This is a genomic window from Stenotrophomonas sp. TWI169 (assembly GCF_039674705.1).
Taxonomy (GTDB): domain Bacteria; phylum Pseudomonadota; class Gammaproteobacteria; order Xanthomonadales; family Xanthomonadaceae; genus Stenotrophomonas; species Stenotrophomonas maltophilia_P.
This window is the reverse complement of record NZ_JBDJOB010000027.1, coordinates 25418-47158: the sequence shown is the minus strand read 5'-3', so window position 1 is coordinate 47158 and position 21741 is coordinate 25418. Positions and strand designations below refer to the sequence as shown.

The window sequence follows — 21741 nt, the reverse complement described above, 5'->3', positions numbered from 1 at the left end:
CGCGGGGGGCGGCGCGCCCCCCCCCCGACACCCCCCCTCCCCCCCCCCCCCCCCCCCCACCCCCCCCCCCCCCCCCCCCCCCCCCCCCCCCCCCGCCAATCCACGGATAGCGCGCTTCGGTTGTTGCCGTTGCCTCTGCAGGTGCAGGGCTGCAAGCCCTGCAAACCCACCCTCCCTCAGTGAGCAGCAGGCCGCGACGGCGGCAGCCATGCCGCCACGATGCCGAGCAGCGGCAGGAACGCCGTCAGGTGATAGACGTATTCGATGCTGGTCCTGTCCGCCAGCAGGCCCAGCACCGCCGCGCCCAGGCCGCCCATGCCGAACGCAAAACCGAAGAACAGGCCCGACACCATGCCGATCCGGTGCGGCATCATCTCCTGCGCATAGACCACGATGGCAGAGAAGGCAGACGACAACACGAAACCGATCAGCACCGCCAGCACCGTGGTCCACAGCAGATCCGCATGCGGCAACGCCAGTGCGAACGGCGCCACACCCAGGATCGAGGTCCAGATGATCGGCTTGCGGCCGATGCGATCGCCCAGCGGACCGCCCAGGAAGCCACCCGCCGCCGAAGCCACCAGGAACGCGAACAGGTGCAGCTGCGCCTGCGCCACCGGAATGCCGAAATGGTGGATCAGGTAGAAGGTGAAGTAGCTGCCGATGCTGGCCATGTAGAAGTACTTGCTGAAGATCAGCACCAGCAGGATCGCCAGCACCTTGGCCACGGTGCGCGGAGGATGCCGCGACGCCACCGCCGCCACGCCGGCCGGGCGGGGTGCGCCCAGGTGCAGCGCATACCAGCGGCTCACATAGGTCAGCAGGGCGATGCCGACCAGCGCAGCACCGGCAAACCATGAGGCCGCATGCTGGCCGTACGGCACGATCACGGCGGCGGCAATCAGCGGCCCCAGCGCGGTACCGAAGTTGCCGCCGACCTGGAACACCGACTGTGCGAAGCCATGGCGCCCGCCAGACGCCAGCCGTGCGATGCGCGACGCTTCCGGGTGGAAGATCGCCGATCCGATGCCGACCAGCGCGGCGGCCATCAGGACCATCGCATAGTTCGGCGCGAAGCCGAGCAGCAGCATCCCGCACAGCGTCGAGGCCATGCCGATCGGCAACGAGTACGGCGCTGGATGGCGGTCGGTATGCATCCCCACCAGCGGTTGGAAGATCGACGCGGTGAGCTGGTAGGTCAGCGTGATCAGGCCGATCTGGGTGAAACTGAGATTGAAGCCGCCCTTGATGACCGGATAGATCGCCAGGATCAGCGACTGCATCATGTCGTTGACGACATGCGAGGTGGAAATGGCAGCCAATACACCGGGCGCCACCGGGCGGGAGGTCGTTGCAGGGGAAGCCAGAGTCGACATGGACGCAGTCAGATTTGGGGGCGGTTCCGCATGCTACGGTTGCCTTCCCCTCCCTTCTGCCGCGTTCGGGTCATGGCCTATCGCAAAAAGGACATTGGCGGTGACGTCGATCCGGCTGCGCCGTGGCGCGATGTGCCGCTGCATCGCCCGGTCACCTACCGGGTTACCCAGTATCCGGCCGGCACCCATATCGCAGGCCACAAGCACCAGCGCCACCAGCTGGTCTATGCTGTCTCCGGGCTGATGGTGGTGCGCTCGGAAGTCGGTCGCTGGGTCGTGCCCTCCACCCGTGCGATCTGGATGCCGGCCGGCATGGTGCACGCGGTGGACTGCATTGCCGCCGTGCACATGCGCAGCCTGTACATCGACCCATCATTCGCCCCGCAACTGCCGGCCGAACCGTTCGCGGTACAGGTGGCGCCGCTGCTGCGCGAACTGCTGCAGGCAGCCACCCTGATCAAGGGCGAGCACATCGAAGACAGCCGCGATGGCCGCCTGGTGCGCCTTCTGCTGGACGAGCTGCATCGCATGGACGTATTGCCGCTGCACCTGCCCGCGCCTACCAATCCGCGCCTGCAGCGGATCTGCCAGCACCTGCAGAAGCACCCCGGCGATGACGCCACGCTGCAGGACTGGGCGCAGTCACTGGAAGTGGATGTGAAAACCATCCAGCGCCACTTCGCCAACGAACTGGGCATGACCTTCGGCCAGTGGCGGCAGCAGGCGCGGCTGCTGGCGGCAATGGAACGGCTGGCGACCGGCGAGAAGGTCATCGATGTCGCACTGGCGATGGGCTACGACAGCCCCAGCGCGTTCACCAGCATGTTCAAGCGCCAGCTGGGGCAGACCCCGGCGGCGTTCTTCCGCTGACCCTATGCACAGAAACGCCGGGCATGGCCCGGCGCTACCGGATTCATAAGGTCACGGACCGATGCCCGGCGGCGCGCAATGCATTCCCATACACGACAACGCCGGGCATGGCCCGGCGCTACCGTTCAACGCTTGCGTTGAAAATTCAGGACGTCATCCGGTCCCAGAAGCCCTTCACGCCGTCCATGAAGGTGGCGGACTTCGGCGAGTGCTTGCGCGCTTCCTCACCGACGAAGGTGGCCTCGAACTGCTCCAGCAGCCTGCGCTGGTCGTTGGTCAGGTTGACCGGCGTCTCGACCACCACGCGGCAATACAGATCGCCCTCGCTGCGGCTACGCACCGAACGCACGCCCTTGCCGCGCAGGCGGAACAGTTTGCCGGTCTGGGTCTCTGCCGGAATGCGGATCTCCGCTTCGCCACCCAGCGTCGCCACGCGCACGGTATCGCCGAGCGCCGCCTGCGAGATGCGGATCGGCACTTCACAATGCAGATCGTCGCCATCGCGCTGGAAGATGGGGTGCTCGCGCACGCGCACTTCCACGTACAGATCGCCCGGCGGCGTGCCGGCCGGCCCCGCTTCGCCCTCGCCAGCCAGGCGGATGCGATCGCCGGTGTCGACGCCCGCCGGCACCTTCACCGACAGCACCTTGTCTTCCTCGACACGGCCATTGCCGTGGCAGGTCTTGCAGGGCTTGGCAATGATCTGGCCGCGGCCGCCGCAGTTGTGGCAGGCCTGCTGCATGGCGAAGATGCCGCGCTGGATGCGCACCTGGCCGCGGCCGTGGCAGACGTTGCAGGTCTCCACCTTGCCATCTTCCGAGCCGCTGCCATCGCAATCGCCGCATTCGGCCAGGGTCGGGATCTCGATGCGGCGCTCGACGCCACGCACCGCTTCTTCCAGGTCCAGCTCCATCACGTAACCGATGTCGGCACCGCGGCGTGCCTGGCGCGGACCGCCGCCGGCACCACCGAAGATGTTGCCGAAGATGTCGCCGAAGATATCGTTCATGTCCGGACCACCCGGACCGCCCCCGCCCATGCCGTGCTCGAACGCGGCATGGCCGTGGCTGTCATACATCCGGCGCTTGTTGCCGTCGGACAGGACCTCGTAGGCTTCCTTGCACTCCTTGAAGGAGGCTTCGGCAGCCGCATCACCCGGATTTCGGTCCGGATGGAACTTCATCGCGCAGCGGCGGTAAGCCTTCTTCAGCTCTTCTTCGTTGGCGGTGCGGGCCACGCCCAGCACTTCGTAGTAATCGCGCTTGCTCATATCGTGAATCGGCTTCCGGAATGTCGGGATTCGTCAAAGCGGAAGAGCGGAACCAGGTCCGCTCTTGCGTCGGGCGCCCCGACGCGCCGGAGGCGGTCAGGACCCTGATGCGACAACGGGACGCTGCCAGGCAGCGTCCCGCGTCGGTCCGGATCAGGACTTCTTGTCGTCCTTGACTTCGGTGAACTCGGCGTCCACCACGTCGTCGTTGCCCTTGCCCGCATTGCCGGCATCGGCGCCCGGGGCACCGCCCTGCTCTGCCGACGCTGCGGCGAACAGCGACTGGCCGGCTTCCTCCAGCACCTTCGACTTGGCTTCGATCTGTGCCTTGTCGTCGCCCTTCATCGCGGTTTCAAGATCGGCCAGAGCCGCTTCAACCTTGCCGATGACATCGCCGCCGACCTTGCTGCCGTGCTCGGTGATGGCGCTGCGGGTGCCGTGGATCAGGGCATCGGCCTGGTTGCGGGCCTGCACCAGCTCCTGGAACTTCTTGTCTTCTTCGCGGTTGGCTTCCGCGTCGGCGACCATGCGCGCGATCTCTTCCTCGGACAGGCCCGAGCCGGCCTTGATCTCGACCTTCTGTTCCTTGTTGGTCTTCTTGTCCTTGGCCGACACATGCAGGATGCCGTTGGCGTCGATGTCGAAGGACACTTCCACCTGCGGCAGGCCACGCGGCGCCGGCTCGATGCCGGACAGGTCGAACTTGGCCAGCGACTTGTTGAAGCGGGCCTGTTCGCGCTCACCCTGCAGCACGTGCACGGTCACAGCCGACTGGTTGTCCTCGGCGGTGGAGAACACCTGCGAGGCCTTGGTCGGGATGGTGGTGTTCTTCTCGATGATCTTGGTGAACACGCCGCCCATGGTTTCGATGCCCAGCGACAGCGGGGTCACGTCCAGCAGCAGCACGTCCTTGACGTCGCCGCCCAGCACGCCACCCTGGATCGCCGCACCCAGTGCCACGGCTTCGTCCGGGTTGACGTCCTTGCGCGGCTCCTTGCCGAAGAACTCGGTCACCGCCTGCTGCACCTTCGGCATGCGGGTCTGGCCGCCGACCAGGATCACTTCGCTGATGTCGCTCGAACGCAGGCCGGCATCGTTCAGGGCGACGCGGCACGGCTCGATCGACTTCTTGATCAGGTCTTCCACCAGCGCTTCCAGCTTGGCGCGGGTCAGCTTGATGTTCAGGTGCTTCGGACCCGACGCGTCAGCGGTGACGTACGGCAGGTTCACTTCGGTCTGCTGGGCGCTGGACAGCTCGATCTTGGCACGCTCGGCAGCGTCCTTCAGGCGCTGCAGAGCCAGCGGATCCTTGCGCAGGTCGATGCCCTGGTCCTTGTTGAACTCTTCCACCAGGTACTCGATGACGCGGTTGTCGAAGTCTTCGCCGCCCAGGAAGGTGTCGCCGTTGGTGGCCAGCACTTCGAACTGCTTCTCGCCGTCGACGTTGGCGATCTCGATCACCGAGACGTCGAAGGTACCGCCGCCCAGGTCGTACACAACGATCTTGCGATCCTTGTTGTCGCCCTTGTCCAGGCCATAGGCCAGCGCGGCCGCGGTCGGCTCGTTGATGATGCGCTTGACGTCCAGGCCCGCGATCCGGCCAGCATCCTTGGTGGCCTGGCGCTGGCTGTCGTTGAAGTAGGCCGGCACGGTGATGACCGCTTCGGTGACCTTCTCACCGAGGAAGTCCTCGGCGGTCTTCTTCATCTTCTCCAGTACCTTGGCCGAGATTTCCTGCGGCGCCATCTTCTTGGCGTCGCTGGTGGCCACCCACGCATCACCATTGTCATGGGCGAGGATGCTGTACGGGACGTGGGCGATGTCCTTCTGCACCTCGGCGTCGGTGAACTTGCGGCCGATCAGGCGCTTCACCGCGTAGAAGGTGTTCTTCGGGTTGGTCACCGCCTGGCGCTTGGCCGAGGCACCGACCAGGACTTCGCCGTCCTTGGTGTAGGCGACGATCGACGGGGTGGTGCGATCGCCTTCCGAATTCTCGATGACGCGGGCCTTGCCGCCGTCCATGATCGCCACGCACGAGTTGGTGGTGCCGAGGTCGATACCAATGATCTTGCCCATGGGGGAGACTCCTGAGAAATGCTGTGTGGATGTCAGTCCGGCCGCTCGGCCGGTGGATGAATGGGATGTGGGGGAGGCTCGTGGAACATTCAAGCCATCTCCCGAACGCTGTGTTCAGCCGTTCAAGGTTCGCCGGGCATGGCCCGGCGATGACGATCCGGGGGTAGCACCGGGCCATGCCCGGCGGCCGCTCCCGGATCGACCGCTCAGTCGGCGGCCACCACCACCAGCGCCGGCCGCAGCAGGCGCTCGTTGAGCAGATAGCCCTTCTGGAACACGGTCACCACGCTGCCCGGGGCGGCGTCCGGGGCCGGCACCTGGCTGATCGCCTGGTGGTGCTCCGGGTTGAACGGCTGGCCGGTAGGGTCAATCAGGACCAGGCCGTTGTCGGCGGCGACCTTCAGCAGCTGCTTGTAGGTCAGCTCCAGGCCCTCGCGCAGCGGGTGCGGGTCGTCGCCGGCGGCCTTCAGGCCGGCATCCAGGCTGTCGAACACGGGCAGCAGTTCGCCCAGCAGCTTCTCGTTGGCGAACTTGCGGGCCTGCTCGATGTCGCGGGCCACGCGCTTGCGCTGGTTCTCCAGGTCGGCGCGCTCACGCAGCGCATCGGCCCTGACCTGCTCGACTTCCGCGCGCAGGCGCTCCACTTCGTCATTGACGCCTGCTGCGGCGGCCGCGTCGGCGGCGCTCTGCTGGGATTCGAAATCTGGATGTTCGTGGTTCATGTCTGGGTCCCTGGCGGTCACTCCCCGCCTCCACCCACCCTAGTGTGGGCGGGATGCTGCGTTTCAAGCGTCCGCGGCACCGGATCCGCGCCCGGTCGGTGAAAAGGCCGCCCCCAGCACGTCGGCGGTGGCCTGTACCAGCGGGATCATGCGGTCGTAGGCCATCCGCTTCGGCCCGATCACCCCCAGCACGCCCAGCACCTGCCCGTTGGCCGCATACGGGGCGGTCACCAGCGAAACGCCCTGCAGCGGCATCATCCCGGTCTCTTCGCCGATGAAGATGCGCACGCCCGGGGCCTGGATGGTCCGCTCCAGCAGCTGCAGGATCTCGCGCTTGCTGGAAAACAGCTCGAACAGTTCACGCAGGCGCTCCAGGTCGGACAGGTCCTGGACCCCCATCAGGCGCGTCTGGCCCGCCACCAGCATGTCGTCGGCCGCGGGCTGCAGGGCCTGCTCGGCCAGTTCGATGCTGTGCGCCAGCAGCTGCTCCAGCTCGGAGCGGGCATCGCGCAGCTCCAGCAGCAGGCGCGCCCGGATCTCCGCCAGCGGCAGCCCGGCGAAATGGGCGTTGAGGTAATTGGCGACCTGCTCCAGCTGGCCCGGGGCGAAGTCCTGGCGGGTTTCGATCACCCGGTTCTGGACCTCGTTGTCGGCGAACACCAGGATCGCCAGCACCCGGCGGCCGTCCAGCGCCACGAAATCGATCTGGCGGAAGGCGAACTGCTCGCGCCGCGGCGCGCTGACCACGCCGACGAAGTGGCTCATCGCCGACAGCAGCTCGGAGGCACTGCCGAGCAGGGCCTGGGTGCTGCCGCCACCGGCCAGTTCCTGGCGCAAGCGGGCCAGCTCGCCCTCGCCCGGCGGCTGCATCTGCAGCAGGCTGTCGACAAACACCCGGTAGCCATGCGCGGTCGGGATCCGCCCGGCGGAGGTATGCGGCGACGCCAGCAGGCCCAGGTCCTCCAGGTCGCCGAGGATGTTGCGGATGGTGGCCGGGCTGACTTCCAGCCCGGCCACGCGCGCCAGCGTCTGCGAGCCCACGGGCTCACCATCCTGGATGTGGCGCGCGATCAGCGTGCGCAGCAGATGGCGCGCGCGCGGGGCGAGTTGGTCGGCGGAACCGTGCATGGAATCAACCTGTGAGACACGGAGACTAGATAATGGCGCCGGATCACCTTGGCAAGCCATTGGACCGCCCGCGTGCGCGTGCTAGCGTTGCGCGGCTCAGATACCCCCAGACCCATGCTCAGACACCTATCGATCAAGGATTTCGCCGTCGTCCGCGCTACCGAACTTGAATTCGGGCCTGGCATGACCGTGGTTTCAGGCGAGACCGGCGCCGGCAAGTCGCTGATGGTCGACGCGCTGGGCTTCCTGTCCGGCCTGCGCGCCGACAGTGGCGTGGTCCGCCACGGTGCCGCCCGTGCCGAGCTGTCGGCCGAGTTCGCGCTGGAGCATCTGCAGGCCGCACGCCAGTGGCTGGCCGACAACGAGCTGGACGATGAGGACCAGTGCCAGCTGCGCCGCGTGATCCGCGCCGACGGCGGTTCGCGGGCCTGGATCAACGGCCGCCCGGTCACCCTCGCCCAGCTGGGCGAACTGGCCGCGCTGCTGGTGGAAATCCACGGCCAGCATGAACAGCAGGCCCTGCTGGCGCGTCCTTCCCAGCTGGCCCTGCTCGATGCCTATGCCGGCAACGAGGAAGTGCGCCGTCAGGTCCGCCGCGCCGCAGCCGCCTGGCAGGCACTGGTCGATGAATCCCTGGCGCTGTCGCAGCAGGGCGACGTCAGTGACCGTATCGGTTTCCTCGAGCATCAGCTGCGCGAACTGGACCGTGAGGATCTGGAGCCCGAATCGATCCTCGCGCTGGGCGCCAGCCATCGGCGCCAGGCCCATGCCAGCGCGCTGCTGACCGCCTGCCAGGCCGCCAGCAACCAGCTCAACGGCGACGAGGGCAGCTCGGCGCTGGATCAGCTGCAGCAGGTGCGGCACGAACTGGCCCGGCTGATCGAACACGACCCGCGCCTGGGCGAGGTGGACAGCCTGATCGAAAACGCGTCGATCCAGCTGCACGAAGCCCTGTCCCTGCTCGACCGCGTGCACGACGACCTGGATGCCGACCCCGAGCAGTTCGAGGAGAACGAGCGCCGTCTCGGCCGCCTGCACGACCTTGCGCGCAAGCATCGCGTGCCGATGGACGAACTGGGCGCGCAGCGCGAGCGCATGCATGCCGAAGTGGAGCAGCTGCGCGGCGCCGACGAACGGCTGCAGCGCCTGGCCGGCGAGATCGACAAGGCCGCGGCCGCCTGGCGGGTGCAGGCCGAAGCACTGACCACAAGCCGGCGCAGTGCGGCGGCCGCGCTGTCGACCACCACCACCGGCATCATCGCCGAGCTGGGCATGGGCGGTGGCCAGTTCCTGATCGAGCTGGAACCCCAGGACGGCGGCAAGCCCGACCCGCAGGGCGCCGAACGCGTGGAGTTCCTGGTCGCGGCCAATGCCGGTCAACCACCACGCGCCCTGCGCAAGGTGGCCTCGGGTGGCGAACTGTCGCGCATCTCGCTGGCAATCGAAGTGGCCGCGCTCGACCTGGACGCCGTGCCGACCATGGTGTTCGACGAAGTCGACTCGGGCATTGGTGGCGCGGTGGCCGACATCGTCGGCCAGAAACTGCGCGCCCTTGGCGAGAAGCGCCAGGTGCTGTGCGTGACCCACCTGCCGCAGGTCGCGTCCAAGGGCCATGCCCACTACCGGGTCAGCAAGGCACCGGTGGAAGGCATGACCCAGAGTGCGGTGGAGAAGCTGGACCTCAAGGCACGCGAGGAAGAACTGGCACGCATGCTCGGTGGCGTCGAAGTGAGCAAGGAAGCGCGCGCGGCCGCCCGCAAGCTGCTGCAGGTCTGACGCCGGCGGCGTCGAGCGACGCCCGGTCCGTCCCACCGTAGGTTCACCCCAGCGGCCGCGCCAGATCCACCGTTTCCACCAGGAAATCCAGGAACGCACGCACCCGCAGCGGCAGATAGCCACCCTGCCCCAGGAATACCGCGTGCACCTCTTCCAGATCGCCGGGATTGGCCTCTTCCAGCACCGGCAGCAGCCGCCCGGCCGCTATGTCGTCCCTGACTTGGAACGCGGCCAGCCGGGCCAGCCCGAGCCCTCCCAGCACCAGCTGCCGCAGGGCATCGCCGTTGCTGGCGCGCGCATTGCCGCTGGTGGGCACGCGCAGCACCTGGCCGCCCTGCAGCAGCGGCCACCCCTGCATCGCCCGCGCATGGCCGATGTCCAGCCGGTTGTGCGTCTGCAGGTCGTCGACGTTGCCAGGCAGACCGTGTCGCTGCGCATAGCCGGGTGAGGCCACGATCATCATCCGCGTCGCCCCCAACCGTCGTGCCACCAGGCTGGAACTCTTCAGCGGACCGGCCCGCACGGCCACATCGGTGCGCTGCTCGAGCAGATCGATCACTTCATCGGTCAGGGTCAGGTCCACCCCCACCTGCGGGTGCTGCTGCAGGAACATGGGCAGCAATGGCAGCAGGAAATGCTGGCCGAAGGGCACGTTGGCATTCACCCGCAGCCGCCCGCGCGGTTCGGCATGCGCGCTCGCACAGCGCTCGGCCTCTTCCAGGTCAGCAAGCACGCGAAGCCCGCGCTCGTAGAAGGCGCAGCCCTCCGGGGTCAGCTGCAGCTGGCGGGTGGATCGCTGCAGCAGGCGCGTGCCCAGCCGCTGCTCCAGCCGCGCCACCAGCTTGCTGACCGCCGAGGGCGTCATGTCCAGGCTGCGGGCCGCCGCGGAGAATCCGCCGGTTTCGATCACCCTCACGAACACTTCCAGCTCGCCGGAGCGATTGATGTCGGGTCGCGCCATGGTGATGAATCCAGTTCACAGATGATTATCCAGGCGCAGTCTAGTTCACAGAAAGCGGCAGGGACACCATGGCCCCTCCTTCCGACGGACGCTTCCGATGAACCGCCTGAGCACGTTGACCACCGCTGCCCTGCTCACCCTGTCCGCAGCAGCCAGCGCCACGGCCGCCCCTCCCCGGCACTGGGTGGCCAGCTGGCAAGCCAGTCCACAACCGGTTTGGCAGGCAGACTTCCTGTTTCCGACGCTGATCCCCGCAGAGCTGGCCGACCAGACCTTCCGCCAGACCGTCCGCATCAGCCTGGGCGGCTCGCGCCTGCGTGTCCGCTTGAGCAACGCCTACGGGACACAGCCACTGCGGGTGGGCCGGGCCACCCTGGCGGCACATCCGGGCGAGGTGCCGCAGGCGCTGACCTTCGATGGCCAGCCCGGCGTGCTGATCGCGCCTGGCCAGGACCGGCTCAGCGACGCGCTGCCACTGCCCACGCGCAACCTGCAGTCGCTGCAGGTCAGCATCCATCTGCCACAGCCCACGCCGCTGCGGACGTTCCACTGGGAGGGCCGGCAGACCAGTTGGATCGCGCCGGGTGACCAGAGCCTGGCTGCGGACCTGGACGGGGCCCGCAGCACCACGGCCCGCCTGCTGCTGTCCGGCATCTACGTCGAAACCGCAGCCCGCGCGCGCAGCGTGGTGGTGATCGGCGATTCGATCACCGATGGCGCAACGGCCAGCCTCGACCAGGACCAGCGCTGGACCGACCATCTCGCCGCACGGCTGGCACCGCAGGGAATCGCAGTGGTCAACGCCGGCATCTCCGGCGGACGCCTGCTGCGCGACGGCATGGGGGAATCCGCCCTGGCCCGCTTCCCGCGCGATGTCCTCGACCAGCCCGGTGTCGCCAGTGTGATCGTGCTGATCGGCATCAACGACATCAGCTGGCCGGGCACAGCGTTCGCGCGCGGCCAGGACCGGCCCGGGCTCGCCGAACTGCAGGCCGGCTATCGCAGCCTGGCCGGACAGGCCCATCGCCATGGACTGCGCATTGTCGGCGCAACCCTGCCGCCGTTCGCCGGTGCCCTGCCCGGCACCCCGCTGGACGACTACTACCAGCCGGACAAGGACGCACTGCGCCAGCAGCTCAATGCCTGGCTGCGGCAGGACAGCCCATTCGATGCGGTGATCGACCTGGATGCAGTGCTGCGCGACCCCGCCGATCCCTCACGGATGGCCGCCGCCTACGATTCAGGCGACCATCTGCATCCGGGCGATGCCGGCAACCGGGCCATGGCCGAGGCCGTGGATCTGCGGATGCTGATGCCGCCATCGCACCCGGCGGTCACTCCGCCGCGCTGACGAAAAACCCCGGGGCCAGCCCGGGGTCTCGTCGCAACCGGCACGCAGGGGGTGCCTATCTGCGCTTCTTGCGCACGTACAGCACCAGCGAGTGTTCTTCCAGTTCATAGCCGTGATCGGCCGCGATCTTGCGCTGCAGTTCCTCGATCTCGGTACTTTCGAACTCGATGATCTTGCCGCTGTCCACATCGACCATGTGATCGTGATGGCCGCCGCGGTCCAGTTCATAGACGGCCTGGCCGCCTTCGAAATTGTGCTTGAGCACGAGGCCGGCAGCCTCGAACTGGGTCAGTACCCGGTACACCGTGGCCAGGCCGATCTCGTCACCATGCTCCAGCAGCTGGCGGTAGATGTCTTCGGCGGTCATGTGGTGCTGGGCAGTGCGCTGCTCGAGCAGCGCCAGGATCCGCATCCGTGGATGGGTTACCTTCAGGCCGACTTTACGCAGGTCGTGGGTTTCCATAGGTCTCCGTTCATTGGCGATTTAGCGCCAGCTGCCTCGGATTGGGTCGCGGTGGCACGCCGGGAGTGTATCATCGGTTCGATTTCCCCAACCGCCAGTCCCGATGCGCAATCTCCTGTTGGTCGCCGCCGTCGCCCTGTCCACCACCGGGTGCGGCATCATCTACAAGCAACCCATCTATCAGGGCAACCTGATCCGGGAAGATGCCGTGGCCAAGCTGCAGGTCGGGCAAAGCAAGCAGCAGGTGAACGCGCTGCTGGGCACGCCCTCCGTGCCGGACCCGTTCCATGCCCAGCGCTGGGACTACACCTCCAGCCAGCGGGTCGACCGTCTCGGCCGCACGGAAGTGAAGAACTTCACCGTGTATTTCGAGAACGACGCCGTGACGCGCTGGGAGGGTGACTATTTCCCGGCCAACGACAAGGCGCTGGCCCAGCAGACAGTCCGCCAGTTCGGCCGCAACCTGCCGAAGGACAAGAAGAAGAAGGGCCGCTGAGGCCGCCAGCCCGTTCCGACGGACGGGCCCTGGCCCTCAACCGCCGAGCGCGCGACGCCGGCGGTTGTCCTTGGGATCGGCCTGCAGTGGGCGCAGCAGTTCGACCCGGTCCCCATCCAGCAGTGCCTGCTGCGGGCGGGCCAGCACACCATGCACGGCGGCAGCCGGGCAGCCGGCACTGCCCTCAAGAGCGGCAGCGGCGATCGCATCGGCAACCGTGGCGCCCTCTTCCAGCTGCAACCGGCGTGACAGCACCCGCTGCGGCCAGGCAAGCACCACCTCGACCTCGATCATCGCTCAGTCCTCGTCGGCAACCCGGACGAAATCGTTGACCATGCGATCGGCCAGACCCTGGAAGCCGATCGCCAGCGCCGGGCCCAGCAGCCGTGAGCTGGGTTCGAATTCCAGGGTCAGCGTCACCTTGCAGGCGTCTTCGGCCAGCGCGTGGAATTCCCAACGGCCATGAAGCTGCTTGAAGGGACCGTCGCGCAGCTGCATGTCGATGCTGTGCGGGCGCTGCAGGGTGTTCTCGGTCTGGAACCAGGTACTGAACGAACCCAGGCCCAGGTCCAGACGCGCCACCAGCCGGTCCTCGCCCTGCTCCAGGATGCGGGCATCGGAGCACCAGCGGAAGCGGCGCGGATAAGCCTGGACGTCGTTGACCAGGTCGAACATGCGCGCGGCCGAATGTTCGACCAGGGCGCTGCGGCGGATAGTAGGCATGTATACGGGACGTTTCGGCAATCGACCGGGCGGGCCCGAATCGGAGACAATACGGAAATGAGCAAGAACAGCGGCAAGGATAAAGCAAAGAGCGCGACGGCCAACAAAACCATCGCGCTGAACAAGCGTGCCCGCCACGAGTACCACATCGAAGAGCGCTTCGAGGCCGGGCTCGCCCTGCAGGGCTGGGAGGTCAAGTCGATCCGGGCGGGGCGCGGCAACATCATCGACGCCTACGCTTACGTGAAGCGTGGCGAGATCTACCTGATCGGCGCACAGATCACTCCGTTGATCCAGGCCTCCACCCACGTGGTGGCCGAGGATCGGCGCGAGCGCAAGCTGCTGCTGCACCGGAACGAGATCGACAAGCTGATCGGCAAGGTCGAGCGTGATGGCTATACGATCGTGCCGACCGCGATGTACTGGAGCAAGAACAAGATCAAGCTGGAGATCGCGCTGGCCAAGGGCAAGCAGAACCACGACAAGCGCGATGCGGCCAAGGATCGCGACTGGGCGATCGAGAAGCAGCGGGTGATGCGGCGCGGCAACCGCGACGCCTGAGGCAGGCCCCGCCGCCTTGTGGCGCCGGGCGATGCCCGGCGGCCCGGGCCATCAACCCGCCAGCGTGCCCTGCCCGCGCGCGCGCGGCGCCAGGGCCGCGTGCATCACGGCCAGGTGCATCACCACCGCCAGTTCCGGCGCGTGGCGATCATCGCCCGCCCGCCACTGCTGGGCGAGCTGGGCTGCATCGGCCGGCAGCAGGGCCAGCAGCTGCGTATCGTCGAGGGCATCGGCTGCACCCTGCAGCTGGCGCGCCAGCTGCCGCGACTGCCACACGTGAACGCCGATGCTGAGGCTGGCCAATGTCATCAAGGTCAGCGCCAGGCCGTGCTCGAACCACTGCGCCAGCACGTCCGGCCCCCACAGCAACGCCGCCAGTACCGCCAGCGCCGGCAGCCGCCAGCCCAGCCAATGGGTGCGCCCACGCTGCGGCCAATGCACCACCACTGCGCTGGCGACCAGCGCCACCGCTGCGGTGGCCGGCAGTTCGGTCAGCCAGGTCGCCGCCAGCAGCACCGCCAGCAGCGCCCAGACCCAACCGGGAGGCAACGCCCGTCGCTGATAGTCGGCCCCGACCGGGCCCACCAGCTGGCGCAGGCTGCGCTGTTGCATCGCGTCGGTCACCCACAGTCTCCCGTTTCTGTCCTGCCCTGGATGGTCACGACCAGTGTGTCGCAAATCCGTGCCGGAGACGTTAGCAATCCGCTATGACACAGGCAGTACAACATGTTGCGGATTGACCGGCCGCGCGAGGTGACTGTTCAGCTGTTTTGCCGTAGCATGACAACCGTTGGGCAGGCCCTGCCCGTGGTGACACGGAATCGGCCCTGTACCTTGCAGCACTGTAGAAACCGGGGGTGCATTGGTTTCGACGGGGGTTGTGAAGTCGCCTGGCGCATGCCGAGGGGGTAGCTTTCCTCGTAAATCCAGCTGCAAAACTCTAGTTGCCAACGACGACAACTACGCTCTGGCCGCTTAAGGCCTAAGCCTCGAAACCGCTTGTGTCCATGCTCGCGGTGTAGAGTCACTATCATGGAATCGCGCTGGACGGCTGCCTGTCAGTCCGGCACTAGAACACAACAGGCTGGTTCCCGGATGCGCTTTGCACGCCGTGCTGTTCGGGGACGAGATTCAACGGCGAGCTAAGCATGTAGTGCTGGGGATGGAGTGCCTTCGGACGGCGGTTCAATTCCGCCCACCTCCACCAACGAGCGGTCCTTCAAGGACCGGAGAAGCCCGGACATTCCCGCCAGAAGGGGATCTCCGGGCTTTTTTATTGCTTGCGGTATACACCGCTCGCCGCGCGTGTCGATCTCGACATCGGTAAATCAGTTCAGAAATTTCCTACCCCCGCACTGGGGGAGAACGGTCTGCGAAGCCGTTCGTTCAAGGTCGCCATCAGAAAGGAGACCGCGCGGACATACCCCCTTCATCTCGAGTCGAGCCCCCAGGGCACGACCGGCTCATCGCACCTTTCACAAAGGAACTGTATTCATGCGTACGTCGCTTCGGGTTTCCCTTGCCAGTGCCATCACCCTGGTCCTGGCCAGTGCCCCTGCCTTCGCCCAATCCACCGAACGGGTGTGGACACGGGGCATGGACAACAACCAGCAGTACAGCAGTTTCATCGTCAAGTACCGCGATGGCAGCCGCAAACGCGTCTCTGCCGACACCGCCCAGGATGCGCTGAAACAGCGCTTGGGCGCGCAGCAGCGCAGCAAGCGCTCGGTGGGTGCGGCGCAGGCTGCGGCGGTGGCGCATCAGCGCCGCATGGGTGGCGGCGCCGATGTGATCAGGACAGACAAGGCACTGGATCGTCCGGAGGCCGAGATCCTGATGCAGCGCATCGCCGACGACCCGGACGTCGAATACGTGCAGCCGAACTTCATGATGAGTGCGTTCGCCACGCCCAACGATCCGCGTTACGCCGAACAGTGGCACTACAGCAATCCCGTCAGTGGCGCACGCGTGCCGGCGGCATGGGATCGCTCCACCGGCCAAGGGGTCGTGGTGGCGGTGATCGATTCGGGCTATCTCGACAACAACGACCTGCAGCCGAACCTGCTGCCGGGCTACGACATGATTTCCTCCACCCGGCCGTTCAGCAATCTGCAGTGCATCCTGGGCGGGCTGAATCCCGGTTGTGGCGGTTCCGACGATGGCGATGGCCGCGATGCGGATGCCTTCGATGCCTCGGGCATCGCGCACGGCACCCACGTTGCGGGAACCGTCGCGGCGGTAACCAACAACCAGATCGGCGTGGCAGGCGTGGCCTACAACGCGAAGGTCGTACCGGTACGCGTGCTGGGCAACCAGGGCAATGGCGGCTCGGATGACATCATCGACGGCATGCTCTGGAGCGCTGGCATCGCCGTGCCGGGTGTTCCCGCCAATGCCAACCCGGCCGAGGTCATCAATCTCAGCCTGGGCGGCCGTCGGCCCTGCTCGCCGGCCGAGCAGGATGCGATCGACGACATCACGGCCACCGGCACCCTCGTGGTGGTCGCGGCGGGCAACAGCAACCTCGATGTGTCCGAGTTCGCACCGGCGAACTGCAACGGCGTGATCGCGGTAGCCGCGAACGACCAGGGCGGGCGCCGCGCGTTCTACTCCAACTACGGTGCAGGCATCCATATCACCGCGCCCGGTGGCGAGACGTGGTCGTGCCGCGCCTCGGTGGGCGAGTTCCTGCCCCTGGCCACACCGCCGAACTCGACCAACTGCGCACCGACCCGCCAGCATCCGGCGCAGGGCGTTCTGTCCACGGTGGGCAACAATGCCTTTGACTTCATGTCCGGCACCTCGATGGCGGCACCGCACGTGGCCGGCGTCGTCGCGCTGATGCAGGCGGTGGCACCGGTGCCGAAGACCACCAGCCAGGTCAAGGACATCCTGCGCCGCACCGCCCATCCGATCGCGGCGGCCAACTGCCCGGGGGGTTGCGGTCCGGGCATCATCGACGCCGCAGAAGCTGTCAGGGAGGCCAGCAACTGAGGCCCGGGCGCAGCGGCCCGCCACGGCCGCTGCGCCATGCGTTGCCCGCCGGTCAGATCCACAGGCCACCATCTCCCACATTCCCGGCACGAAACCCATGAACTGGTTCGACGGCATAGCCATCGGCTTCCTGCTCGGTGTCCTGGCATGTACTGCTGCGGTGGTCCTGGCAATCCGCAACAGCGATCTGGACGATTGACGACCGGCCGCTGAAGGAACCGGCGCACGCCGCTTCCGCCTTGACATGCCTCCCGCTAGAGTGGCGCGACCGCGCAGGAGGATCGTATGGCAACCACGGGAATGGGCATCGTCGGCCGCACGGCTCTCGTCTTCACCCTGCTGCTGGCGCTGAGCGGCTGCGCCACCCTGCGCCAGTTCGGGCCCTCGGTGCAGGTCGCCTCGGTTACCCCCGGCCAGTACATCGCGCTCAAGCGCGGTGACATCCTCACCACCGGCAAGCTCAGCTCGGCCACCCTGGAAACCCTGCGCGTGGCCGGTCTGGACGAGGGTGTCTGCGCCAGGCCCGGTCCGCCCTGCATCGATGCAATGGAGGCCAGCATCGTCGTGCGCGAGGAAGACAAGCGCTCGGCCCTGGCCGAACTCTGGCTGCAGTACGCATTGACTCTGCCCGCCCCCAAGCGCGAGTACTCCGCCGAAGGCCGCGCCAAGGCCGTGGTCACCGAACTGGACGCCGGCTTCCAGCCGCGTCTGGATGCGTGGATGCAGGTTGCGAGGCAGGCCTACGCCTATCTGTTCTTCACCGAGCGCACCGCCAACCAGCGGGGTTTCGAGGATCGCCAGACGCAGGTGCGGGACTACTACAACCTGGCCGTGCAGGAAGCCTCCGTGCAGCTGTTCGAGGCCTACGCCACTGGCCGGGTGCACAGCGACACCAGCCGCTTCCAGCTGGGACGATGGACCTTTGTGCTGGCGCCATCGGACGACGGCTCGCCATTGGACGAGCGTACGCCGAGGGAGCTGGTTCCCGCCGCAGCGCTCTCGTTCACCGGTACCCTGCGCAGCGTGCATCGCCGGGATGGCTTCGGCGCCGAGCTGGTGGCGGTGATGGATGATCCCGGCAGCGACGTGGACACGCCTGCTGCCGAGGCCAGCGCAGCTGCGCCGGTACAGCGCAGCTGGAGCGAAATGCCATCACCTTCGATGTCGGTGCTGCTGCGGTTCTCCGGCGACAACCTGTGGGAAGTGCTGCACGACGACGAGCCGGAGGTGGAGATCCACGATCCCTACCAGGTTTCGGAAGTCACCCTGCATGGCCAGCAGGTGCCACTGGCGGCCAACTTCACGGCAGGCTACGCGCTGTGGCTCGCACGCTCCAACTTCAGCCGGCAATCGCTGCGCTCGCTGTTCGGCAGCAAGGGCGGCATCGATACGCCGCATCTGTACATGATGCAGCCCTACGACCCGAAGCGCCGCGTGCTGTTGATGATCCACGGCCTGGCAAGCAGCCCGGAGGCATGGGTCAACGTCGCCAACGAGCTGATGCGCGACGATGAGATCCGCCGGGACTTCCAGGTGTGGCAGTTCTACTACCCGACCAATATGCCCATCGCGATGAGCCACGATGCGATCCGCCACATGCTGGCCGACGTGCTGCAGCACTTCGATCCCACTGGAAAGGCGGCGGCCTCGCATGACATGGTGCTGGTCGGGCACAGCATGGGCGGAGTGATCTCGCGGCTGATGGTGTCTTCGTCCGGCGACCATCTGGTCGAGACCCTGCTGGCAACCGCGCAGATGACGCCGGCACAGCGCGAGCTGCTGCGCACCCGCGGCGCGCCGGTGCTCACGTTCAAGCCGGAACCGGAGATCTCACGGGTGGTATTCATTGCCACGCCGCATCGCGGCACCGACGTCGCCGGTACCCGCCTCGGGCGCTGGATCGGCCGTCTGGTACGGCTGCCACTGACCGTGCTGGAGGACGTGGCGACGATCGCCAACGACGGCCACGTCGACCGCGACGACGGCAAGCACGGCTACCAGATGAACAGCATCCAGAATCTCGACAAGGATGACCCCTTCGTCAAGGCCGTCGCCGATCTGCCGATGTCTCCGAGCGTGCGCTACCACTCCATCATCGCGCGCGCCAAAGCCGATGGACCGCTGGAGCAGACCAGCGACGGACTGGTGCCGTACTGGAGTTCGCACCTGCCGGGCGCCGAATCGGAGAAGGTGATCGTGTCCGGTCACAGCGTGCAGGAAGCCACGCCCGCCATCGTCGAGCTCAGGCGCATCCTGCATGAAGACATGCAGGCACACGACCGGCGCGATGAGTAGCGCAGGCTGATCGCCGTTCCGCCACCAGCCGGGACGGCGGTTCAGCCGTTGCGGGAAATCCCTCATCGCACGTACGCACAGTGCCTCCTATGCTGGCCGCACCTCCCCGACAGCAGGCCAGCCACATGAACACCCAGGACCTCAGCCGCCAACCCCGTCCCGATCCGGCCGAGCGCGATGCCTTCTTTCCCTCGCCCTGGTCGCTCTCGCAGTTCACGTCACCCACCAGCAATCTGTCCGGCGCGGACTATGCCGACGCACGCCGGGATGGCCGCTGGAAGATACTGATGATCGGCGCCGATGAGCGCTACCTGCCGACCGCCAACGGCCACCTGTTCTCCACCGGCAATCACCCGGTCGAAACGCTGCTGCCGATGTATCACCTGGACAAGGCCGGCTTCGACTTCGATGTGGCAACCCTGTCCGGCAACGCCGTGAAGTTCGAATGGTGGGCCTTCCCCGGCGAGGACCGCGACATCGGCGGTCTGTACGAACGTTACCAGGCGCGGTTCCGCCAGCCGAAGGTGCTGGACGACATCGTGGCCTCGCTGGACGCGGCGTCGGACTATGCAGCCATCTTCATTCCGGGCGGGCATGGTGCACTGATCGGTCTGCCGGAGAGCCGCGCGGTCAGCAAGGCGCTGCACTGGGCGATGGCACAGCAGCGCTACATCATCACGCTCTGCCACGGCCCTGCAGCGCTGTTGGCTGCCGGGATCGATGAAGCGTGCGGTGATTCGCTGTTCCGTGGCTACCGCATCTGCGCCTTCCCCGATGCGATGGACCGGCAGACGCCGGACATCGGCTACATGCCCGGGCAACTGCCGTGGTTCTTCGGTGAAAAGCTCGCGCAGCAGGGCGTGCAGATCGTCAACGAGGGTATTGACGGCAGCGTGCTGCAGGATCGCCTGCTGCTGACAGGCGATAGTCCGTTGGCCGGCAATGCACTCGGCCAGTTGGCCGCACGCACCCTGCTGGACGCGCTGGCAGGTCGCTGAACACCGTGGCCGCGCTGGTGCCGATGCTGCTGGAACTGGAGCAGGCGCGTTCGATCGCCGAGATCGGCGCGCTGCTTCGCTCGATCGCCGCGCCCCTCGGCTACGATCGCGTGCTGGTGTTTGCGGCCGGCACCGGGCTCGAACGCGGCGCACACCGCGTGTACTGGATCGAGGGCGACTGGCTGGGCGAAGGGCGTGAGACCGATCTTGCCCGCTACCTGCATGCCTGCCCGGTCAACCGCCACGTGCTCGACAGCGATGCCCCGTTCTTCTGGAGCAAGCGCGACGGCGCAAGGGGGGCCCGCTACCAGGTGGTCAGGCAGCCCCGCGGCGACGGCCTGCATGGCCTGCAGGTACCCGTGTTCGGAACCACGGGGCTGGAAGGGGCGATCAGTTTCGCCGGAACGATCATCGACGCTTCCGCGCCTGCCCGGCTGCTGCTGGAGTCTGCCGGCACAGCAGCATTCCGCGCCGCCCGCCGGCTGGCCGAAGCACCGGCTGAACGCCCCCTGGGCGAACTGAGCACGCGGGAACGCGAGGTTCTGCGTTGGGTCGCAGCCGGCCGGCGCCAGGCGGAGATCGCCGCCACGCTGGGGTTGTCCGCGCGCACCGTGGAGAACCACCTGCGCCGCGCGCGCCAGCGCCTGGGCGTTGCGACGACGGCGCAGGCCGTGCGCGCGGCCGCGCGACGCGGCGAGATCGAAGACTGAGCGGGCCCCCGTGCAGCCGCCACGCCAATGACCCATCCCGGCATACCCTCCCCTGCCAATCCGTGCCATCCTTCATGGAATCGTTTACATGGAATGGAGGGATTCCACGATGCTGTCGCGTTTCCGTCGCCCTGCGCTGTGTGCGCTGCTGGCCTTCGCTCTTCCCGCCATCGCCTGGGCGGCGGCCCCTGCGCCGCTGAAGGTGATGTCCTTCAATGTCCGCACCCCGGCCGACACCGCGCCAGGCAAGCGCTGGCCGGATCGCCGCGATGCGATGGTCAAGGTCATCCTGGATGCCCGCCCGGCCGTCATCGGCACCCAGGAGCTGGTACAGGAACAGGCCGACTATCTCGCCGGCCACCTGCCCGGCTACGCGTGGTTCGGTGAAGGACGGCGCGGTGGCAGCGGCGATGAGCACATGGGCGTGTTCTACGACACGCGGGTGCTGGCCGTGGAGGAATCCGGCAACTTCTGGCTGTCCGATACACCGGAGATCGCCGGCAGCATCACCTGGGGCAACCTGTACCCGCGCATGGTGACCTGGGCCCTGTTCCGTCGCCTTGACGATGGCCGCCGCTTCTACTTCATGGACACCCACCTGCCCTATCGCGACGAAGACGAACCGCGCCGGGTCAAGGGAGCCGAGCTGATCGGCAGGCGGGTGGCGACGCTGCCGCCGGATCTGCCGGTGGTGCTGACGGGCGACTTCAACAGTGAACCCGGGGGCGGAACCTACGCGACGCTCACCCGCGTTCTGCAGGACGCACGCACCCAGGTGGCGTCTCCCCAGGGGCCGCGCCTGACCTTCCATGATTTCACCGGCAAGGCCACCACGCAGCTGGACTGGGTACTGGTGAGAGGCTTCCGTGCGCGCAGCTTCCTGACCGATGACCGTCGCATCGACGGCGTGCTGCCCTCGGATCACTTCCCGCTGGTGGTCGAGCTGGACTGGCCCCGGCCCTGAGTCGGGT

The 21741-nt window shown here is 67.1% G+C and carries 20 protein-coding genes and 1 other RNA gene; 11 read left to right on the top strand and 10 right to left on the bottom strand.

Annotation, left to right across the window (positions count from 1 at the left end; genetic code table 11):
* Positions 1 to 176: 176 nt before the first annotated feature.
* The gene (locus ABE543_RS16800; RefSeq protein WP_164152967.1) at positions 177 to 1376 is read right to left on the bottom strand and encodes an MFS transporter; all 1200 of its coding nucleotides are present in this window, start codon (positions 1374 to 1376) and stop codon (positions 177 to 179) included.
* Between the two features lie 72 nt (positions 1377 to 1448).
* Between ABE543_RS16800 and ABE543_RS16795 the strand changes: the two genes are divergently transcribed.
* Positions 1449 to 2246, top strand: coding sequence for a helix-turn-helix transcriptional regulator (locus ABE543_RS16795; protein ID WP_322523309.1), 798 nt, complete (start codon positions 1449 to 1451; stop codon positions 2244 to 2246).
* 145 nt (positions 2247 to 2391) lie between these two features.
* Here the strand turns inward: ABE543_RS16795 and dnaJ are convergent, their stop codons facing one another.
* The 4 genes from dnaJ to hrcA all read right to left on the bottom strand — a co-directional run bounded on the left by dnaJ (position 2392) and on the right by hrcA (position 7442).
* Positions 2392 to 3516: a molecular chaperone DnaJ gene (dnaJ, locus tag ABE543_RS16790; RefSeq protein WP_053519713.1), complete on the bottom strand. Its 1125-nt coding sequence runs from the start codon at positions 3514 to 3516 to the stop codon at positions 2392 to 2394.
* Positions 3517 to 3669: 153 nt separating this feature from the next.
* The gene (gene dnaK / locus ABE543_RS16785) at positions 3670 to 5592 is read right to left on the bottom strand and encodes a molecular chaperone DnaK (RefSeq protein ID WP_053519712.1); all 1923 of its coding nucleotides are present in this window, start codon (positions 5590 to 5592) and stop codon (positions 3670 to 3672) included.
* Positions 5593 to 5798: 206 nt separating this feature from the next.
* Positions 5799 to 6314: a nucleotide exchange factor GrpE gene (gene grpE / locus ABE543_RS16780; RefSeq protein ID WP_053519711.1), complete on the bottom strand. Its 516-nt coding sequence runs from the start codon at positions 6312 to 6314 to the stop codon at positions 5799 to 5801.
* Positions 6315 to 6377: 63 nt separating this feature from the next.
* Positions 6378 to 7442 (bottom strand): heat-inducible transcriptional repressor HrcA, encoded by a 1065-nt coding sequence (gene hrcA, locus ABE543_RS16775; RefSeq protein ID WP_053519710.1) that lies wholly within the window; start codon positions 7440 to 7442, stop codon positions 6378 to 6380.
* Between the two features lie 114 nt (positions 7443 to 7556).
* Here hrcA and recN point away from each other — a divergent pair, with 114 nt between their 5' ends.
* Positions 7557 to 9218 carry a DNA repair protein RecN gene (gene recN / locus ABE543_RS16770; protein ID WP_346475923.1) on the top strand — a complete coding sequence of 554 codons (1662 nt, stop codon included), beginning with the start codon at positions 7557 to 7559 and terminating at the stop codon, positions 9216 to 9218.
* A gap of 43 nt (positions 9219 to 9261) precedes the next feature.
* On the opposite strand, the gene ABE543_RS16765 is transcribed toward recN, so the two are convergent.
* Positions 9262 to 10179 (bottom strand): LysR family transcriptional regulator, encoded by a 918-nt coding sequence (locus ABE543_RS16765; protein ID WP_111185598.1) that lies wholly within the window; start codon positions 10177 to 10179, stop codon positions 9262 to 9264.
* 97 nt (positions 10180 to 10276) lie between these two features.
* On the opposite strand from ABE543_RS16765, the gene ABE543_RS16760 reads away from it, so the two are divergent.
* Complete coding sequence (locus ABE543_RS16760; RefSeq protein WP_262218389.1) at positions 10277 to 11530, top strand: SGNH/GDSL hydrolase family protein; 1254 nt, start codon at positions 10277 to 10279, stop codon at positions 11528 to 11530.
* A 55-nt stretch (positions 11531 to 11585) separates the two neighbouring features.
* Here ABE543_RS16760 and fur read toward each other — a convergent pair whose 3' ends face one another.
* Complete coding sequence (gene fur / locus ABE543_RS16755) at positions 11586 to 11993, bottom strand: ferric iron uptake transcriptional regulator (RefSeq protein WP_053519706.1); 408 nt, start codon at positions 11991 to 11993, stop codon at positions 11586 to 11588.
* Positions 11994 to 12096: 103 nt separating this feature from the next.
* Here fur and bamE point away from each other — a divergent pair, with 103 nt between their 5' ends.
* Positions 12097 to 12489: an outer membrane protein assembly factor BamE gene (gene bamE / locus ABE543_RS16750; RefSeq protein ID WP_053519705.1), complete on the top strand. Its 393-nt coding sequence runs from the start codon at positions 12097 to 12099 to the stop codon at positions 12487 to 12489.
* 36 nt (positions 12490 to 12525) lie between these two features.
* Here the strand turns inward: bamE and ABE543_RS16745 are convergent, their stop codons facing one another.
* Together ABE543_RS16745 and ABE543_RS16740 are read right to left on the bottom strand one after the other, a co-directional pair.
* Entirely contained in the window at positions 12526 to 12783 is a 258-nt protein-coding gene (locus ABE543_RS16745) for an RnfH family protein (RefSeq protein ID WP_053519704.1), read from the bottom strand.
* 3 nt (positions 12784 to 12786) lie between these two features.
* Positions 12787 to 13212 (bottom strand): type II toxin-antitoxin system RatA family toxin, encoded by a 426-nt coding sequence (locus tag ABE543_RS16740; protein ID WP_053519703.1) that lies wholly within the window; start codon positions 13210 to 13212, stop codon positions 12787 to 12789.
* A 57-nt stretch (positions 13213 to 13269) separates the two neighbouring features.
* On the opposite strand from ABE543_RS16740, the gene smpB reads away from it, so the two are divergent.
* Positions 13270 to 13773 carry an SsrA-binding protein SmpB gene (gene smpB, locus ABE543_RS16735; RefSeq protein ID WP_019661238.1) on the top strand — a complete coding sequence of 168 codons (504 nt, stop codon included), beginning with the start codon at positions 13270 to 13272 and terminating at the stop codon, positions 13771 to 13773.
* 51 nt (positions 13774 to 13824) lie between these two features.
* On the opposite strand, the gene ABE543_RS16730 is transcribed toward smpB, so the two are convergent.
* On the bottom strand, positions 13825 to 14397 hold the full coding sequence (locus ABE543_RS16730) for a hypothetical protein (RefSeq protein ID WP_322523308.1): 573 nt from the start codon (positions 14395 to 14397) through the stop codon (positions 13825 to 13827).
* A gap of 229 nt (positions 14398 to 14626) precedes the next feature.
* Here ABE543_RS16730 and ssrA point away from each other — a divergent pair.
* The 6 genes from ssrA (at position 14627) to ABE543_RS16700 (ending at position 21734) form a co-directional block, all read left to right on the top strand.
* Positions 14627 to 14980: a transfer-messenger RNA gene (gene ssrA, locus ABE543_RS16725) on the top strand.
* A 287-nt stretch (positions 14981 to 15267) separates the two neighbouring features.
* Positions 15268 to 16767: a S8 family serine peptidase gene (locus ABE543_RS16720; RefSeq protein ID WP_229765817.1), complete on the top strand. Its 1500-nt coding sequence runs from the start codon at positions 15268 to 15270 to the stop codon at positions 16765 to 16767.
* A gap of 285 nt (positions 16768 to 17052) precedes the next feature.
* A complete protein-coding gene (locus ABE543_RS16715) occupies positions 17053 to 19062 on the top strand; it encodes an alpha/beta hydrolase (protein WP_340044821.1) in 2010 nt (669 codons plus the stop codon).
* 125 nt (positions 19063 to 19187) lie between these two features.
* Positions 19188 to 20060 carry a glyoxalase III HchA gene (gene hchA, locus ABE543_RS16710; RefSeq protein ID WP_111185670.1) on the top strand — a complete coding sequence of 291 codons (873 nt, stop codon included), beginning with the start codon at positions 19188 to 19190 and terminating at the stop codon, positions 20058 to 20060.
* A gap of 5 nt (positions 20061 to 20065) precedes the next feature.
* Complete coding sequence (locus tag ABE543_RS16705) at positions 20066 to 20770, top strand: PA1136 family autoinducer-binding transcriptional regulator (protein ID WP_111185466.1); 705 nt, start codon at positions 20066 to 20068, stop codon at positions 20768 to 20770.
* Between the two features lie 109 nt (positions 20771 to 20879).
* The gene (locus tag ABE543_RS16700) at positions 20880 to 21734 is read left to right on the top strand and encodes an endonuclease/exonuclease/phosphatase family protein (RefSeq protein ID WP_322523305.1); all 855 of its coding nucleotides are present in this window, start codon (positions 20880 to 20882) and stop codon (positions 21732 to 21734) included.
* The last annotated feature ends 7 nt before the right edge of the window (positions 21735 to 21741 follow it).